Source organism: Nocardia sp. NPDC051911 (genome assembly GCF_040681035.1).
In the GTDB taxonomy this organism is placed as follows: domain Bacteria; phylum Actinomycetota; class Actinomycetes; order Mycobacteriales; family Mycobacteriaceae; genus Nocardia; species Nocardia sichangensis.
Window position 1 is genome coordinate 91,729 of record NZ_JBFAXY010000029.1, and the last position, 17,207, is coordinate 108,935.

General features: G+C 66.5%; 17 protein-coding genes, 1 tRNA gene and 2 pseudogenes. 12 read left to right on the forward strand and 8 right to left on the reverse strand.

Translation table 11 applies throughout. From position 1 onward, the window contains the following. The first annotated feature begins 38 nt into the window (after positions 1-38). The 6 genes from AB0L97_RS29420 (at position 39) to AB0L97_RS29445 (ending at position 5,772) form a co-directional block, all read left to right on the forward strand. On the forward strand, positions 39-1,475 hold the full coding sequence (locus AB0L97_RS29420; protein WP_364435777.1) for an MFS transporter: 1,437 nt from the start codon (positions 39-41) through the stop codon (positions 1,473-1,475). A gap of 117 nt (positions 1,476-1,592) precedes the next feature. Further along, positions 1,593-2,330 carry a GNAT family N-acetyltransferase gene (locus tag AB0L97_RS29425; protein ID WP_355076654.1) on the forward strand — a complete coding sequence of 246 codons (738 nt, stop codon included), beginning with the start codon at positions 1,593-1,595 and terminating at the stop codon, positions 2,328-2,330. 533 nt (positions 2,331-2,863) lie between these two features. Beyond that, a complete protein-coding gene (locus AB0L97_RS29430; protein WP_364435781.1) occupies positions 2,864-4,048 on the forward strand; it encodes a cytochrome P450 in 1,185 nt (394 codons plus the stop codon). A 101-nt stretch (positions 4,049-4,149) separates the two neighbouring features. Continuing rightward, positions 4,150-4,770, forward strand: coding sequence for a TetR family transcriptional regulator (locus tag AB0L97_RS29435; RefSeq protein ID WP_364435784.1), 621 nt, complete (start codon positions 4,150-4,152; stop codon positions 4,768-4,770). Beyond that, positions 4,767-5,570 carry an NAD(P)H-binding protein gene (locus AB0L97_RS29440; protein ID WP_364435787.1) on the forward strand — a complete coding sequence of 268 codons (804 nt, stop codon included), beginning with the start codon at positions 4,767-4,769 and terminating at the stop codon, positions 5,568-5,570. The genes AB0L97_RS29435 and AB0L97_RS29440 overlap by 4 nt, the downstream gene beginning before the upstream one ends. Before the next feature lie 128 nt (positions 5,571-5,698). After that, positions 5,699-5,772, forward strand: a tRNA-Pro gene (locus AB0L97_RS29445). A gap of 320 nt (positions 5,773-6,092) precedes the next feature. Here AB0L97_RS29445 and AB0L97_RS29450 read toward each other — a convergent pair. From AB0L97_RS29450 to AB0L97_RS29465, 4 genes and pseudogenes are all read right to left on the reverse strand, one after another. Further along, positions 6,093-6,287, reverse strand: a pseudogene (locus tag AB0L97_RS29450) (helix-turn-helix transcriptional regulator); the annotation flags it as partial. A 218-nt stretch (positions 6,288-6,505) separates the two neighbouring features. Beyond that, complete coding sequence (locus tag AB0L97_RS29455; protein WP_364435790.1) at positions 6,506-7,159, reverse strand: 3-oxoacid CoA-transferase subunit B; 654 nt, start codon at positions 7,157-7,159, stop codon at positions 6,506-6,508. Next, positions 7,156-7,812, reverse strand: a complete 657-nt coding sequence (locus AB0L97_RS29460) for a 3-oxoacid CoA-transferase subunit A (RefSeq protein WP_364435793.1) — start codon at positions 7,810-7,812, stop codon at positions 7,156-7,158. The genes AB0L97_RS29455 and AB0L97_RS29460 overlap by 4 nt, the downstream gene beginning before the upstream one ends. Then, entirely contained in the window at positions 7,812-9,002 is a 1,191-nt protein-coding gene (locus AB0L97_RS29465) for a thiolase family protein (protein WP_364435796.1), read from the reverse strand. Before AB0L97_RS29465 ends, AB0L97_RS29460 begins: the two co-directional genes overlap by 1 nt. Before the next feature lie 82 nt (positions 9,003-9,084). On the opposite strand from AB0L97_RS29465, the gene AB0L97_RS29470 reads away from it, so the two are divergent. Beyond that, positions 9,085-10,029, forward strand: a complete 945-nt coding sequence (locus tag AB0L97_RS29470) for a LysR substrate-binding domain-containing protein (protein ID WP_364435798.1) — start codon at positions 9,085-9,087, stop codon at positions 10,027-10,029. A 125-nt stretch (positions 10,030-10,154) separates the two neighbouring features. Here the strand turns inward: AB0L97_RS29470 and AB0L97_RS29475 are convergent, their stop codons facing one another. Both AB0L97_RS29475 and AB0L97_RS29480 read right to left on the reverse strand, forming a co-directional pair. Further along, a complete protein-coding gene (locus tag AB0L97_RS29475; RefSeq protein WP_364435801.1) occupies positions 10,155-10,571 on the reverse strand; it encodes an OB-fold domain-containing protein in 417 nt (138 codons plus the stop codon). 620 nt (positions 10,572-11,191) lie between these two features. Further along, a pseudogene (locus tag AB0L97_RS29480) lies at positions 11,192-11,380 on the reverse strand (alcohol dehydrogenase); the annotation flags it as partial. Between the two features lie 924 nt (positions 11,381-12,304). Between AB0L97_RS29480 and AB0L97_RS29485 the strand changes: the two are divergent. From AB0L97_RS29485 to AB0L97_RS29500, 4 genes are all read left to right on the forward strand, one after another. Next, positions 12,305-12,616 carry a hypothetical protein gene (locus AB0L97_RS29485; protein ID WP_364435804.1) on the forward strand — a complete coding sequence of 104 codons (312 nt, stop codon included), beginning with the start codon at positions 12,305-12,307 and terminating at the stop codon, positions 12,614-12,616. 848 nt (positions 12,617-13,464) lie between these two features. Further along, positions 13,465-14,328, forward strand: coding sequence for a class I SAM-dependent methyltransferase (locus AB0L97_RS29490; RefSeq protein ID WP_364435807.1), 864 nt, complete (start codon positions 13,465-13,467; stop codon positions 14,326-14,328). 72 nt (positions 14,329-14,400) lie between these two features. Then, positions 14,401-14,787: a hypothetical protein gene (locus tag AB0L97_RS29495; protein ID WP_355076674.1), complete on the forward strand. Its 387-nt coding sequence runs from the start codon at positions 14,401-14,403 to the stop codon at positions 14,785-14,787. 2 nt (positions 14,788-14,789) lie between these two features. Further along, positions 14,790-15,125 (forward strand): helix-turn-helix domain-containing protein, encoded by a 336-nt coding sequence (locus AB0L97_RS29500; protein WP_355076676.1) that lies wholly within the window; start codon positions 14,790-14,792, stop codon positions 15,123-15,125. A 9-nt stretch (positions 15,126-15,134) separates the two neighbouring features. Here the strand turns inward: AB0L97_RS29500 and AB0L97_RS29505 are convergent, their stop codons facing one another. Both AB0L97_RS29505 and AB0L97_RS29510 read right to left on the reverse strand, forming a co-directional pair. Then, complete coding sequence (locus tag AB0L97_RS29505; RefSeq protein ID WP_364435812.1) at positions 15,135-15,644, reverse strand: SRPBCC family protein; 510 nt, start codon at positions 15,642-15,644, stop codon at positions 15,135-15,137. Then, positions 15,641-16,426 carry an SDR family oxidoreductase gene (locus AB0L97_RS29510; RefSeq protein ID WP_364435815.1) on the reverse strand — a complete coding sequence of 262 codons (786 nt, stop codon included), beginning with the start codon at positions 16,424-16,426 and terminating at the stop codon, positions 15,641-15,643. The genes AB0L97_RS29505 and AB0L97_RS29510 overlap by 4 nt, the downstream gene beginning before the upstream one ends. 78 nt (positions 16,427-16,504) lie before the next feature. On the opposite strand from AB0L97_RS29510, the gene AB0L97_RS29515 reads away from it, so the two are divergent. Then, on the forward strand, positions 16,505-17,080 hold the full coding sequence (locus AB0L97_RS29515; protein ID WP_364435818.1) for a TetR/AcrR family transcriptional regulator: 576 nt from the start codon (positions 16,505-16,507) through the stop codon (positions 17,078-17,080). Positions 17,081-17,207 lie beyond the last annotated feature (127 nt).

Below are 17,207 nucleotides of genomic sequence, written 5' to 3' on the forward strand. Positions count from 1 at the left end.
CGGATCAGGCCGCACGGTGGTGCGGGACAGGTGCCGAGTTGAGGCACTCACCGCAATCCTCGGTCACCCGCCCACCGGTCATCCGCGATCGGGCTGCCGCTCTCTGGTGCTGCCTGGGGGCGGGCTTCGCGACGCTGCTCGACTCCGCGGCGGTCGCTTTCACGGCGCCGGACGTGCGGTCGACGCTCGGTCTGGCGAACTCGGACGTGCAGTGGTACCTGGCGTCGTACTCGCTGACCTTCGGCCTCGGGCTCGCCCCCGCCGGGCGGCTCGGCGACGCGTACGGCCGCCGCAACCTGTTCGTCGCCGGACTCGGGCTGTTCCTCGTGGGCGCCGTCGTCTCCGCGTTCGCCCCCGGCGCGTGGCCGCTGATCGCGGGCCGGTTGGTGCAGGGCTTCGGCGCGGGGGTGATCAGCGCGCAGGTGCTCGGCGTCATCCAGGACGTCTTCACCGGAGCCGCCCGCCTGCGCGCTCTCGCTGCGTACACCACCGCGGGCGCGCTGGCCGCGATCGCCGGGCCGGTCCTCGCCGGAACGGCACTCTGGATGCTGCCGCCGGATCTGGGCTGGCGCGCCGTACTGGTGCTGCCCGTGCCGTTCACGCTCGCGACGGTCGCGCTCGGCCTCCGCGGGCTCCCTCGCGACGTCCGTGGGCGCCGCTCGACCGATCTGGACCTCCCAGGGATCGCGGCGCTCGGACTGCTCGTCGTCATCGTCACGATCCCCGTCATCGATCCGGGTCTCCCCGCCCCAGCGGTCGCCGCCATCGTCGTCGCGAGCGGACTTCTCGTCATCGGACTGGCCCTCTGGGAGCGCGCATACGCCCGCCGCGGCCGTCTGCCGCTGTTCGCGCCGCCGTTGATGCGTTCCCGGGGCTACGTCACGGGAAATGTGGTGGCGCTGCTGTGGTTCGGATCGATGCTCGCGTTCACCACGGTGAAGACGGTGTACTTCCTCCAGGTCCACAAGATCCCCGCACTGGTGGTCGCGCTGGCACTGATTCCCTCCGCGCTGGCCCGGATCTTCGCGGCGCGTTGGGGGCAACGGCTTTTCGCGGTGCACGGGTCCGTGGTCGTAGCCTACGGGCTCGTCGTCCAAACCGCCTGCATGGCGGCGACCGCCGCCACGACACTGTTCCTCGTGCTGGCCGCGATCCAAGTCGCCTGCGGTCTCACCAGCGGCGTGGTGGAGCCGCCGCTGCGGGCGGTGACGCTGGCGTTCTCCCCCTCGTCGTTGCACGGGGTGGCCGCGTCCTTCCTGCAGTTGACGCAGCGGCTGTCGGCCACATTCTGCATCGCCCTGACCACCGGCGTACTACTGGCATTCGGTGGAACCGCGTCGTCGGCGTCACTGGGCTGGGCGGTGCTGCTGTGCTTCGCGGCCTCGGCCCTGGCGACAGTGGCGGCGTTCGCGCCCGACTTCCGCACCGGCGCGAATACGCCGCAGACGTCGATGGTTTCGACACACGCGCGATGACCCGCCCGCGCCTCCACGCGGTCGATGCATCGGAATCGCGGTGAGCGCAACCCGTGTCGGGTGATCGTGCGCCTCGCTAACGTTCTCTCGTCGGACGCTGTTGTGGAGGAGTGCGCGGTGACCACTGATTCGATTGTCGACGTCGATACCTCGCTACACCCGCTCGACGACCCGGTGCGGGCGTCGCTGCGTGGCGAACACCGCCGGTTCGCCGGCTGGGTGGGCCGGATCGGCCGCTACGACCCGGAGGTCGCCAGGTTCGTCGGCCACCCGCCGGTGCTGGACGAACGAGACTGGGCCGATCTGGCCACACTTCTCGGGCCGGGCGGCAGCACCGCGTTGCGCGGCTACGGCCACGTGCCGCCCGACGGCTGGACGGTCCTGAACCACATGGACTCGGTGCAGATGGACGGCACCGCCCTGCGCGTCGCCCACGACCCGGAACTGGAACGGCTCACCGCGGCGGCCGTGCCCGAGATCCTCGAGCTGATCGCTCGCACCCAACCCGGCCCATTCGCTCCACGGACCATCGAGATGGGCACCTATCTGGGGCTGCGGGTCGACGGCAGACTCGTGGCGATGGCCGGAGAGCGCATGCACCCGCCGGGCTGGACCGAGATCAGCGCCGTGTGCACCGACGGCGGATTCCGTGGCCGCGGCTTCGCTACGCGCCTGGTCCGCGCGGTCGGCGCGGGCATCCGCGCGCGGGGTGAGACACCGTTTCTGCACGCTTCCGCCGGCAATACGTCGGCGATCCATTTGTACGAGACGCTGGGATTCACGCTGCGCAAACGTTCGAAATTGACTGTCGTGCAGGCCCCTGCGCAGTCGTCGCCCACGAGTGTCATGGTTTGACGCACCACGTCGGGGGGTGATCAGTTCACGCTTTGTTAGAGATGCGTTTACAAATATTCATGCCCGGGCAGAACGTCGCGGAGGCGAATGTCTCGCGGGGCATGACTGTCTCGAATTGCTCGCGCTGCGAAGGACGACAGACCTCGGTATGCTCCCCCCGTTAGTCGAATTACGCTGCGGTCGAACAGTTTTGGCGGACCGGTCGGTATGACGGCCGGGTTCGGCCGTGGCACCGAATGCCGGCGGCGTAAGCAGGGGAGTTCAGAAGTGTCGAGGTGGCACCGGGTACACGGATCACCAGGATTCACGATCCGATCGGCAGGCCTGCGACTATTTTCACCCACTGCGTGTCGTCGTTCTCTCGCACACGCTTTCCTTCGGTAGCCGACCCGGCTATTCCGCGCAGGGCCGGATTCGCGTACGCCAGAGAAGTCGCGCGGATCCCGCTCTCGATCGTGCATTTCCTTCCAGGAGCCTGTCTTGACTGATCCCTCGTCTCTTGCGCTGCCCTTCGATCGCCACGGTGCGCGAGGATGAAGCTGTATTCGAACGAGTTCGCGGCCGACCCGCACGCCGCATACCGGCGGATGCGCAGCGATCACGGCCCGCTCGTCCCGGTCGAAGTAGCGCCGGAGGTGCCCGCGACATTGATCATCGATTACCGCACGGCATTGGACGTGCTCACCGACGCCGTGCATTTCTCGGCCGATCCCAGCGAATGGGAACAGAACGTGCCGGAAGGATGTCCGGTGCCGTGGGCGATGCGCTGGCGGCCGGACGCGTCGCGAACGGCGGGAGAGGAGCATGCTCGCTACCGGAACGCCGTCACCGGCAGCCTCGATCGCATCGACCTGCACACGCTGCGCGACACCGTGGAACGCACCGCGCTGTCGCTGATCAACGGTTTCTGCGCGGCCGGTTCGGCGGATCTGCTCAGCGAGTACGCGATCCCGCTCACCGTCAGGGTGCTGGAAGAGGTATTGGGATTCCCGCCGGAGGTCCGGCAGAACGCCTACACGGCGATGATGAGCCTGCGCGACGCCGCCGACGCGGCCTCGGCGGAGGCGAGCCATCGAACGCTCGCCGCGGCGATGCTCGAGGTGATCTCGGCCAAACGCGCGGCGCCCGCGGCGGATGTGGCGTCCTGGCTGGTACAGCATCCGGCTCGGTTGAGCGAAACCGAACTCGTGCAGCAGATGGCCTCGTTGTACACCACGGGCGCCGAACCGACGTGGAACCTCATCGCGGTCACCGTGCTGTTGCTGGTGACCGATGAACGATTCGGCGGCGAACTGCTCGGCGGAGCGCTGTCCACCCGGGACGCCATCGACGAGGTGCTGTTCACCGATCCTCCCACTGCGAATTCCTGCGTGCGATACCCGAACCAGCCGCAGATCGTCGGGAATGTGTGGCTGCCCCAGCACCAACCGGTGTTGATCGGTTTGGCGGCGTGCAACAACGATCCCGCGGCGGTGGCGGGCGAGCGCCAGGGCAACCGGTCGCACCTGGCCTGGGGCGCCGGGCCACACACCTGTCCTGCCCAGTCGGTCGCCATGGTCATCGTCCAGGAAGCGCTCGACCAACTGCTGGACGCCCTTCCGGAGATCCGGCTGTCGGTCCCCGCCGACGAACTGGAGTGGCTGCCGAGCTCCTTCCACCGCGCACCGGCGGCCGTTCCGGTGACCTTTCCGGCGTCTCCGCCCCTGGCGTTCGTTTGACAGCGATGGGGCGGGTCGCGGTGCGAGGCAACGCACCTCGACTATCCACCGAGCGTCTAAAACAATTAGCCAGTTGTAAAATACTGGCCTAATCTGGGTATGTGGCGACACACCGCACACCTGATCCCGCTCACCGCGTCCGCGACGCCGAACGCACCAAACGCTGCCTGCTCGAGGCGGCTTTGGAGGAGTTCGCCGCCAAGGGCTACGCCGGTGCCCGGGTGGGTGACATCGCCCAGCGGGCCGGTGTCAACAAGCAGTTGATCACCTACTACTTCGGCGGCAAGGAAGGTCTCTACCGGGCGCTCCAGCAGAACTGGCTGGAGCGTGAGGCCGCCTTCAGCGATCCGGCGCTGCCGTTGGCGGAGGTGGTCACGAACTATCTCCGCGATGGTCTGCGCGACCCCCGCGGCATCCGCTTGCTCATGTGGCGGGGATTGTCCGATGCCGCGCCGACCGGTACGCACCCGATCTCCGAGACCGACATCGCCGAGACCAGGCGCCGGCAAGAGCGCGGCGAGGTCGCCGCCGACCTCGACCCGGCCGCGTTCCAGCTCGCGGTGATAGGGATGGTCATCGCCCCACTGCTGCTGCCGGTCCAGGTTCGCGAACTGTTCGGCGTGGAGGCCCGGACCGCCGAATTCGAGCAGCGCTACGGCGAACAGTTGCGCCGCATTCTCGCCCATCTCACCGATTCCCGTTCCGAAGGAGATATTTCATGACCTACCTCGTCACCGGCGTTCGCGGCATCGTCGGCCGGACCGTCGTCGACCAGCTGCGCGCGGCCGGAAAACCGGTGCGCGCGGCCAGCTCTCGTCCCGCCGAGACCACCGTGCCGGACGATGTCGAACTCGTCGGACTCGACCTGACCGACCCGGAATCGGTCACCGCCGCGCTCGCGGGCGTGGACAAGGTCTTCTGCTACGCCGCCGCGGAAGGCATCGGCAACTTCATCGACGCCGCCGAGGCCGCTGGTGTCGCCCACGTCGTGCTGCTGTCGTCCATCGCGGCGGAGAACGACCAGAACCCCATCGGCGCAAGGCATCTCGCGGTCGAGAACCCGCTGCGAGCATCCGGCCTGCCGCTGACCGTCCTGCGGCCGGGAGCCTTCGCCGCCAACGCCCGCACCTGGTTTCCCACCATCAGGGCCGAGCGCGTCGTCCGCGTCCCCTTCCCCGACCTGCACCTGACCCCCATCCACGAGGCCGATATCGCCGACGCGGCCATCGCGGCGCTCGACGACTCCTCCCACGCGGGCAAGACCTACCCGCTCACCGGCCCCGAATCCCTGTCGCACCACCAGCAGGTCGCCGCCATCGCCGCCGCCCTGGGCGAGCCGGTCCGACTGATCGAACTGACCTATGAGGAAGCAGCCGACGTCTACTACCGCCCCGTCCTCGACATGTGGGCGAAGGCCGGCTCGGAACCGAGCCCGGTCGGCCCCACTTCCGAGTCGGTCACCGGCATACCCGCCCGCACCTTCGCCCAATGGGCCGTAGACCACGTGGACGACTACCGCTGACCGCCCACTCCTCCCCGACCGGCGATCCACCCCGGCCAGCCCAACCCTTCAACCCCCTCTGACCAGCCGATTAGCACCCCTCCAGCCTCGTGCGGTAATCTCTTCGAGCGCCCGCACAGCGGACGCAACGGGCTGTGGCGCAGTTTGGTAGCGCACTTGACTGGGGGTCAAGTGGTCGCAGGTTCAAATCCTGTCAGCCCGACACAGGAAACCCCTTCCGAACAGCGTCGGAAGGGGTTTTCTCGTTCATCGGCATGGGGCCGGATTCGACCCGAGCCAGTCAAAATCTCATACTTTCGCCCTCGTCGCCGCGGGCCCAGCGTTCCAGGACGTCCCGATGGACCGGCACCGGCATGCGCCTGCACGACGTGTTCGCCGTGGCGGACCGCGATCGCGGCAATCCTAGAATCAATCAACGGATTTCAGGCGCGGAACACCAGCGCTCAACACATCCCTAGCGTGGGGCGTGTCCGAGTATCGACCTTGCTTTAGGTACAGCACACCGACAACTGGTCGAGGCGCTCACTGATTTTGTCGATCGGTGCCTTCTGCGATCCACGCCGCGATCTGAGCGCGGGAGGTGAATCCGAGCTTGGTGAGGATGTGCTCGACGTGGCCCTGGGCGGTGCGTTGAGAGATCACCAGTTCGGCGGCGATCTGTTTGTTGGTGCCGCCTTGGGCGATAAGCTCTGCGACCTGGCGTTCACGTCTGGTCAGTGCCACGCCTGGCCCTGACGCGGACCACCATCCGCTAAACCATGCATTCGGACTTGACCTCTTTCCCGGTGCTGAACGGTCCACCGGAAGCTGGTGCCTGGTGAACGCTGATGCGACCGTTCGTTCCAGGACCGCGCGCGTGGTCGGCCGGCGATCGGTGACACGCTGTCTTGCGGCGGTCACAACTCGGGAAGCCGGAAGACCGGACGTGACTCCGGTCAGGCCGTTACTCGTCGGCCTCGCAGGGGCACGTCCAAGCGGCGCGCCAGCTCCTCGAGTGTGATGCCGAAGGTGTCGCGCACGACGACTGCGTCGGGTTCGATGTCGAAGACCGCGAGGTCGGTGTAGACCCGGGATACGCAGCCGACTCCGGTGAGGGGGTAGGTGCAGGTCGGGACGAGTTTGGGGGTGCCGTCTTTGGTGAACAGCGTCATCATCACGAAGATCTGCTTGGCTCCGATGGCCAGGTCCATCGCGCCGCCGACCGCGGGGATGGCGTCGGGTGCGCCGGTGTGCCAGTTCGCCAGGTCACCGGTCGCGGAGACCTGGAAGGCGCCGAGCACGCACACATCCAAATGCCCGCCGCGCATCATGGCGAAGGAGTCGGCGTGGTGGAAGTAGGCGCTTCCGGGGAGCTCGGTGACGGGGATCTTGCCCGCGTTGGTGAGGTCGGGATCGATGTCGTCACCCACCGCTGCGGGGCCCATGTTCAGCATGCCGTTCTCGGTGTGCAGCACCACGCCGGAACCGGCGGGCAGGTGGTCGGCGACGGTGGTGGGCTGGCCGATGCCGAGGTTGACATACGCGCCGGGCGGGATGTCCTCGGCGATCAGGGCCGCGATCTGATCCTTGCTGAGCGGGCCGGTGTTCATACCGCGACCACCTTGTCGACGTAGATGCTGGGGGTGACGACCGCTTCGGGATCGAGCGCGCCGGTTTCGGCGATCTCTTGGACTTGGACGATGGTCGTGGTGGCGGCGGTCGCCATGACCGGGCCGAAGTTGCGGGCGGTCTTGCGGTAGACCAGGTTGCCCATTCGGTCGGCCCGATAGGCGCCGATGAGGGCGACGTCCCCGCTCAGGGGATACTCCAGAACGTAAGCGCGGCCGTCGATCTCGCGGGTCTCCTTACCTGCGGCGAGTTGGGTGCCGACGCCGGTGGGGCAGAAGAACGCGCCGATCCCCGCACCCGCCGCCCGGATGCGTTCGGCGAGGGTACCCTGCGGCACGACCTCGAGCTCGATCTGTCCAGCCCGGTAGAGGCGGTCGAAGACCCACGAGTCGGACTGACGGGGGAATGAGCAGATCACCTTGCGCACCCGTTTGGCGGCCAGCAGCGCGGCGAGGCCGGTGTCGCCGTTGCCCGCGTTGTTCGACACCACCGTCAGATCGGTCGCGCCCTGCTCGATGAGCGCTTCGATGAGCTGCACGGGCATGCCCGCCATACCGAAACCGCCGATCAGCACAGTACTGCCGTCGGCGATTCCGGCGACCGCCGCCGCGGTCGTCGCACAGACCTCCACCATCACCACACCTCCCGCATGTTCTCGAGCACGACCGCCAATCCCTGACCGACACCGATGCAGATCGCGGCCACACCCCACCGCTGCCCGGATTCGATGAGACGGTGCGCCAAGGTGCCCACGATCCGCGCGCCCGAAGCACCCAGCGGATGCCCGATCGCGATGGCCCCGCCCTTGGCATTGACGATCTCGGGGTCGGCCAGCCCTTGCGTGAGCCAGGCATCCACGCAAGCCAGCGACTGCACCGCGAAAGCCTCGTTGAGTTCCACCGCGGACACATCGGCCCAGCCGATCCCCGCGCGAGCCAGCGCCCGGTTCGCCGCCTCCACCGGCGCAAAGCCGAAATCCTGCGGATCCAGCGCATACGTCCCCCGGCCCGCGACCCGCGCCAGCGGATCGATACCCAACTCGGCTGAGTCGCTCGCGAGCAGGACCGCGGCCGCGCCGTCGTTCAACGGCGAAGCGTTCCCGGCGGTGATCGACCCGCCATCCCGGAACGCCGGTTTCAATCCGGCCAGCTTCTCGGCAGTGGAGCCGGGACGGATGCCCTCGTCGCGGGCCAGGCCACCGACCGCGATCACGAGGTCGTCGTAGAAACCCGCATCCCACGCCGCGTCCGCCAAAAGGTGTGAGCGGGAAGCGAACTCGTCCTGGCGGGCACGGGAAATCCCGAAAAACTGCGCGAGCTGTTCGTTGCACTCACCCAGCGACACCGTCCACTCCGCAGGCATCCTGTCGTTGACCAGCCGCCAGCCCAGCGTGGTAGAGACCACGGTGACGTTCCCGGCAGGAAAGGCCCGCGAAGGCTTCGGCAGCACCCACGGCGCCCGCGTCATCGACTCCACACCCCCGGCCACCACCACCTCCGCGTCACCGGCCTCGATGATCCGCGAGGCGCTCATCACCGCATCCAAAGATGAGCCACACAGCCGGTTCACCGTGGTCGCCGGCACCCCGGTCGGCAGCCCGGCCAGCAGCACCGCCATCCGGCCGACGTTGCGATTGTCCTCCCCGGCCTGATTCGCACACCCCCAGATCACATCCCCCACCGCATCAGGAGACAGGTGCGGTGCTTTGGCGAGCACACCGGACAGGGCCGCGGCGGCCAAATCATCGGGGCGCTGATCGGCCAGCGCACCCCCGAAACGCCCGAACGGCGTACGCGCCGCGGCATAGACGAAGGAATCGGTCACGCCTCGACGGTAAACACCTCGATTGATGCAGTCCAATACTCATTTAACGCGCATTGATAAGTAGCGGCGATAGGATTGCTGTGTGGACTTCGACCTGCGGACCCTGCGCTACTTCCTCGCCCTCGCCGACGAGCGTCATTTCGGCCGGGCCGCAGCTCGCGTCCACATCGCCCAACCCGCCCTGTCCCAGCAGATCAAACAACTCGAAACCCAACTCGGGATTCAGCTGTTCGACCGCTCGACCCGCCGCGTCGAGATCACCCCCGCTGGCGAACGCTTCACCGAACACGCCCGGCGGATCGAGGCGGCATGCGCACGCGCCACCGACGACATGGCGGCATTCGCCCGCGGCAGCGCAGGCCGCGTCTCGGTCGGCTTCATCGGCACCGCCACCTACGACGTCCTCCCCCGCCTGACCCGGATGGTCCGCACCGAACTCCCCGACATCGACCTGCGAGTGCGCGGCGAACTGCTGTCCCCGCAACTGCTCGACGGCCTGGCCACCGGCGAATACGACCTGGCACTGGTCCGACCCCAACCGAGCTCCGAACCGGGACCAGCCCGAGGACTCCACCACCTCCTCGCACGGAGCCCCGACGCGCCGAACATCGTGCTCGAAACACTGCGCACCGAACACCTTCTCGCCGTCCTCCCCGTCAACCACCCACTCGCCCACACCGATCCGGTCGATCTCGCCGCCCTGGACGGCGAAACATTCATCACCCACCCCTCCGGCGACCGATCCACCATGCACCACCTGGTGCTCGACGCATGCGCCCGCGCCGGATTCCGACCTCCCGTCCTGGAAGTCAGCGAAACCGCCACCCTCGCCGTCTCCGTAGCCGCCGGCCTCGGCGTCGCCCTCGCCCCCGAACCCGTCCGCAGCCTAGGACTGGACGGCGTCACCTACCGACCACTCCGGCAGCCGGAAACGGTCGATCTCATGCTGGCCCGACGGGAATCGGAAAACTCGCCCGGCGTGGCAACTGTCGCGGCGCTGGTCCGAGCCGCAGCGCACGCTATCTAGCAGGCCCACCCGCTACGGCACTGGTTGGACACCGACGTACCCGTGGCAAAGTGGCCTCGGTAGACAGATTGATCTGGTGAGCGGTGCATCGATCAGTCTCGATCGGATAGGCGCGTCGCGGGCCACTACGCCGAATTTCGGGGATCGGCGCTGACCGCGAAGACTGGGAACCGGTCCTCCCATGGATGGGGCTGGAATCGAACGCGCACGGACCGGCCCGGCGACGAGGGGATCTCCCCTTCCAGGGAGGTGTAGACCCAAGGGCCCTCGTCGAGCGCCACGATCGCGATCGTCAGCGGCACCAACCTACCTGGCCGATCGGTCGAGGCTCGGTCGACAACCCGCCACGACACGACCGAGCCCGCACCTGAGGACGGCACACGCTCGAGCTCGCCGGATCCACAGGACGAACACCCGGACGTGATCGGCGCGAGCAGCTTGGCGCACCGCACGCAACGGTGAATCATCAACACGTCATCCGCGCACAGCCCGCTGTCGTCGCCGAGGCACTTCGCAGTTTTCTCCAGGTCAGGCGGGTACATACGGGCCTCCACGAGAGGGTGCTGACAGGTTCCGCTCCAGCCTGCGATGGAAAGACGCGCCCGGCGACGGTCGAATGACCCGCGGTATACCTATTTCCCGCCTCAACCGACCGGCGCGGCGGAAAACCCCCTGTCAGCCACAGGGCCTGGACAGGCCACACTGCATTCACGCTCCGCACCAGCCCGCGGCATCTCTGACAACCTCGCTCGCTGTTCGGCACCTGATTCCAGCGCCACAACCTCAGTGCTCGCGCAACTTGCGGGTACCCGCCGACGAATCGGCACACACCCGACATCTGCTGCCAAGGCCACGGACACGTCGCAGGTACTGCAAGCCGGTAGGACTGCCGGACGTTCCCGGTTCGATAGTGATCTCAGCCGTTGTAGGAACAACTCCGGGCGTGGCCGGTCACCCCTTGACCTATTCGAGGAGGCGGCGTCCGGGTGATCTCCGATCGCGGCGCACCGCAACTCGCGATGGTGCGGTGTTCTTCACCGTCCGATCGACCTTCTGCACACCCGTGTGCACGGTCGCCCATCTGGGTCCGTGACGCGACACGGACCGCAGAGGGCTTCTTCCGTCCCCGGCCCGCGGCCGGGCACGGAAGGCCGCCGACAGCTCAAGGCTCCACGGTCACCTTGATGGCCGCGCCGTTCTTGACGATCGAGAAGGCGTCCAGCACGTTTTCGAGGGGGATGCGATGGGTGATGAGGTCTTTCACCGGCACTTGTCCTGAGGAGATGTATTCGAGTGCGCGCTTGTTGTGTTCGGGTGCGGACCCGTTGGCTCCGTGGATGTGCAGTTGGCGCCGCGAGTGCGGCGCGTTCCGCCTCCCCAAAAAATACAGCGGTGGCTGAATCCCGCACTGCGACAACATCGCACGGCAATAGACCATGCCGACGTAGCACCGACTCGTTGCAGAGCCCTCAGCCCTCGCCGCCGGCCCACGCCACCACACTCAGGTGGCGAATTCATATCCGCTCCGTCGAGCCGGAAGTCGGACACAGAGGGTCAGGTAACCGTCAATAGATATCGCATGTGACATGCATCACATGCAGTCAGCAAATTCGCTGGTTGGGCGACGAAGCCATGGCAGACCTGCGGCTTTTGATAGAAAAGTCCCTACTTGCCCTGTGCATAGTTAACCGTCTGTGCTTAAATTGTGACCAAGCCGACATCAAACGTTGGCCACCCGACACCGCGGTCAGCCCCGTGATGACGGGATGGTAGCCGCGCGAATGCGTGACGCCGGAGAGTTGAGCATCCGACAACAGAAGACCGCTCCATCGGCGAGCCTCAGCGGCTCTCTCCAAGGGTCCGTGCAGCCCTACGCGCTGTCGGAATCCGATCCTTCCGTACAAGAGATCGATGCACAATGTCTGACTGCCGACATCTAACCCAGCGCTGCGGCGCGAATCGCGAACGCATCGGCGTCGCCCTCGGCGCCACGGGCATGGTAGCCGTGGCCGCACCTACCGCACATGCAGCCGACCGAGCATGTAGCTGTGTCAATACGCACAGCGAGGGGCATCGGCACATTCGAGTACCGATAGATCGAAATCTGATGCGGTGCATCAATTAATCAAGGTGAGCCAGGAGCCGTGACACGTCACAAACCAGTCACCGCCCACAGCAACGCTCGCGATATACAGATCCGACTTGTGGTATCCGAGCGCACCATCCAGAAGCGCAGGTTCAGAAACAACGACAACCGTCACCTAAGGAGCTGACAGTGCACAAGAAGGCCGAACAGGCACTCCATCAGGATTTCCACCGCTGGACCGCGCTGGTCGACCGGGCCGCACACGCGGAAAACGAAGTCGAGCGCGAGAACCCCGCCTTGGCTGCGGCAGAGCTGCAAGAGAAGTGGACCCGCACGGCCCCCGAAGGCTGGCGAACACTGCACAGCCAATGGTGCGACAGAATCGACCCGACGCGACCAGCCGATGCTGGAATACGCTCCGCCTCAGGTCAGATCGCCGACGCGAACTGCGCATGCGCATTGTCGAGGCCGCTCCGAACTCGAGCAATCTCGCACCGATGACCCCTCAGGCAGGCTCGTCAGCGAGTCGCCGTGCCACGCACGTCACGCGACAGTTCGCCGTACATGGCATGGCCGACGCGCGATAGCGTCGCCGGATCCTGAGCGCGTCGATCCAGCTCGCCTGGACGTCACCGATTCGCATGGTTGTTCGCAGCTACGTGGACATGGACACAGTGCTCGTAACCGACGACTGATCGGCTCGGTCTCGATAGCGCTACACAACCGGTTCCGATCCTCTTCGCGCATTTACTGGCGGGAGAACAATGGACGAGAACATCCATACAACAACGAACAGATTCTGCTCACGATGCAGAAGAGCGCTGCTATCGGCAGCGGATCAGCGTCGACGCCTGCACACATACTGTCTCGAGTCAGAGGCGCATCCTCTTGCTCGAATGACCCCAGCCGACTGGAGGGCGGTGGCCGGTTGGCTCGATCCGTACCGATCCCAGCTAATGGGAAATATGGGGTCGGAGTAGTCCAGCCGATAGCCGATAGCCGATAGCCGATAGCCGATAGCCGATAGCCGATAGCCGATAGCCGATAGCCGACGGTAGCGTTCTGGACCGTGTATCCGACGGCTCCTGACCCTCGGTAGGGATATGCGCGGATCGAGGTGGTGCGCGCGGCGGGTTCGGCAGTGCGGATCGAGGCTGCTACCGGTGAGGATCCGGTGGCGTGTTCCGGCTGCGGGGTGCTCCGGGCGGGTTCACAGCCGTTACCGGCGGCGGTTGTCGGACATCGCGATAACCAGTCGCGAGGTGATCATCGGGTTGCGGGTGCGCAGATCGGAGTGAGCGTGAGTAATTCATAGAGCGTGCGCCACACTCGTGACTAGGTTGTCGAACATGGATAACGACGGACCCAGCCGTACAGCGCTCATCACCGCGTACGCCCGCGCCTATCACCAGATCGCTGACCGACCACAAATCTTCACCGACCCCCTGGCGGCACGTCTACTCGGCGTCACCGCAGAGGACCTGGCCGAAAAGAGGACACCCACAACCGATCACCTCGGTGACGGGGTCAGCGATCGGCCCCGCCGACTGTTCTTCGCCGCCCGCGCGCGCTTCGCCGAGGACGCCGTGGCCGCGGCCATCGCCGCTGGTGTGCGGCAGGTCGTGATCCTCGGCGCCGGTCTGGACACTTTCGCCTACCGCAATCCGCGCCCGGACTTGCGTGTCTTCGAGGTCGACCACCCCGCCACCCAAGCGTGGAAACGCGAACGCCTTACTACCGCCGGAATCGACCGCCCCGAGACGTTGACCTTCGTGCCGGTCGATTTCGAAACCCAGACGCTGGCAGCGGCGTTGGAATCCACCGGATTCGAACGGACGGACCCGGCCGTCTTCGTGTGGCTCGGCGTCGTCTTCTATCTGACTCCCGACGCCGCCCACGCCACTCTCGAATACATCGCCGGTCAGGCCCAGCCGGTCGAGGTGGTCTTCGACTACCTGCAGCCCGCGGACACCGATGTGGACCGTGCGCACCAGCAGGCCCGCGCCGATCGGCTGGCCGGCCTCGGTGAACCCGTGTTCAGCTACTTCACGCCCGACGACCTCGCCGCACAGCTGCGCGCCCTCGGCTTCACCGACCTCGAAGACCACTCCGCCCCCGACCTCATCGCCGGCTACCTCGACGGATCCGAAAATTTCGAGGGCGAACCGCCCCCCGCACTGCGCGCGATCCGCATACTGCGCGCGAGCCGCTGAGTTCGTCTGCCGCGGTTGCGGCCGCCGGACCAGCGCCTACCACACTGTCGCTCATGCCTCTAAAATAGAGGCATGAGCGACAGTGTGGTTCTCTCCTTCTGGCAAGCCGACCGCTCGCAGGACCTCGCACAGCATCTTGCGGACGACGCGATCTTCACCAGCCCGGTCGCCGACTATCACGGGCGCGAGGACGCCACACACGTGCTGGGACTGATCTCGACAGTGCTCGGTGGTATCACCGAGACGAACCAGTGGAGAGCCGAACGGGACGGGGTTTTCGCGTTCACCGCACAGGTCGAGGATCACCACTTGCAGGGCATGCTGCGCGAGGAACGCGACGCCTCCGATCGGATCACACACGTCACGTTGTTCCTGCGTCCGTTGGGAACCCTGCGCATCGCGATCGCGGAAATGGCACGGCGGCTGCAGGATTCACCTCTGCCCAGCCAGGCCGGATAGCCATGCCCACCGACGCGCCACGACCCGGACATCCCGTCCGCGGCTCCTCGACCGGCCGTCCGATCATGGCCCTGTTCGACCTGATCGGGCGGCGGTGGACCCTGCGAGTGATCTGGGAACTCGACAGAGCCGCACACCCACCGACCTTCCGCGAACTGCGTACGGCATGCGGCGAAATCTCCTCGAGCGTGCTGACCCGTCGGCTCCATGAACTCACGGCGGCCGGCATCGTCGACCACGTGAACGGCTACTCGCTGACACCGATCGGACAACGACTCATCCACAGCTTGCAACCGATCACCGCATGGGCCCAAGACTGGGACCGCCAACTTCACTAGCCGCCATGGTCAAACCATCCCGCGAGTACTATGTGTGCGAGCGAATCCGGCGAGTCCGGCGGCGAACGAGTCGAACATCGGCTCGAAAAGGCGTCGCATCACCAGTGATTCGACCGGGCGCAGCGCCGGCGCCGGGTCGAGGTGTACCTGCCAGACCATGCGGCAGCGGTCGGGGCCGAGCGGCTCGAAGGTGATGTCTTCGATCATTCGGCGCGCCAGCGGGATCGACATGGCATCGGCGGAGAACGTGAAACGGGCGGCGGGCTCCCAGGCCAGGAATCGTTCGCGCACCGTGATCCAGCGCAAGTGAATGTCGCGGATCGTTCCCACGTCATGCGCAGCATTTCCGTACCAGGTGGTGGCCCGGTACCCGTCGGCCCACTCCCCTTGGCCTTCCCCGGTGGCGAGAATGTCGAAGGTTCGCTGCGCCGATGCGTCCACGATACGTTCGCTGAGTAGGTGGCGGCGCATCGAAGAGATATCGCGCAGGCTGCTGGGACGCAGGGCGTACATGGTCATTTCGCGGCGACCAATCCACGGGTCAGGCGAATCGTGGTGCGGCGCGGCAGGTACCGCGGCAGACGCGTGGACACCGCGTTCGTCAGCCCGGATACCACGCTCGGCCGGGGCGTGCGACGGTCCAGTTCACGCAGAGCCGTCGCCACCACCTGCTCCGATGTCTGCCGTCGTCCGACACTGGCGGCTTCGCCCGCGACCTCGAAGAACTCGGTATCGGTGGCGCCCGGGCACACGGCGAGCGCGGTGACGCCACTACCTTCCAGCTCGCCCCACAACGCTTCGGTGAACGAGAGCACGAACGCCTTCGTCGCGCCGTAGACGGCCATGAACGGGATCGGTTGGAACGCCGCGGTGGAGGCGATGTTGATCACCGCTCCGCGGCCGCGCCGGATCATGTCCGGCAGTGCCGCCCGGGTCAGTTCCGCGACGGCGGTGATGTTGACCGCGATCTCCTCGCGCACGCGCGCGCGGTCGTGGTCGGCGAGCGGGCCGTGGGTCGCGAAACCGGCGTTGTTGACCAGCACGTCGATCGGGTTCTCGTCCGCGCTCAGCAGGGCGGCGAGGCGCTCGACATCCGCGGGGATCGAAAGGTCCGCGGTGACGACCCGAGCCCGGATACCGAAGGTGTGTTCGAGGTCTGTCGCCAGCTCGCGCAGCCGATGCTCGCGCCTGGCGACCAGGATCAGGTCACACCGTCTTTCCGCCAAGGCCGTGGCGAATGCCGCGCCGATTCCGCTACTCGCACCGGTCACGACCGCCGTCGCGCCATCCCAGTTCTTCATGTCTCCTCCTGAAGGTGAACAGGTGTTCAGCTAGCTATACTTAACATCTGTTCAGTGATCTATGTCAAGGGAGCCTCGATGACCGATACACGCCAACGACGAGCGCGCGGAGAGGGCGAGCGGCTGCGCGCGGAGTTGGTTGCCGCCGCGATCGAGCTGCTGCTGGAACCGCAGTCGTTGCCGACGCCGTCACTGCGGGCCATCGCCCGGGCCTGCGGTGTCGCGCCCAGCGCGGTCTACATGCACTTCCCGTCTCAAGATGCGCTGAACTATGCCGTGACCGAGGAATTGTTCGGCCGGCTGCGGCATGCGCTCGACGCCGCGGACATGCCCGACGGCACCCGCGTCGACCGGCTTCGTTCGCTGATCGATGCCTATCTAACGTGGGCCGAGAATCATCCCGGCGCCTACCAGTTGCTGTTCGAACGACCCGATCCCTCGATCGAGCCCGGTACCGGGCCGGGACTGGATCTGCTGGATCGTCTGGCCGACCTGTTACCGGCCGCCGAGAAGTCCCCGGACCTCGCGCTGCGCGCGTGGTGCGCCCTGCACGGCGTGGTCTCGCTACGGATCCACAAACCAACGGCCCCTTGGACTTCGGAACCACGTGCCGACGCATGGGCAGTCGTCGCGGCCCTCGCCGGCCTACCGTGACCACCGGTGGCATCCACCCTGCGGCGCCCTGACTAGCTGTGATGTCCGGGGAGGTTGGTCAGTCGGGTGACCGGTGGGCGACCGCCGATGGCGGAGTGGGCTCGGTGGTGATTGTAGAAGTGGAGCC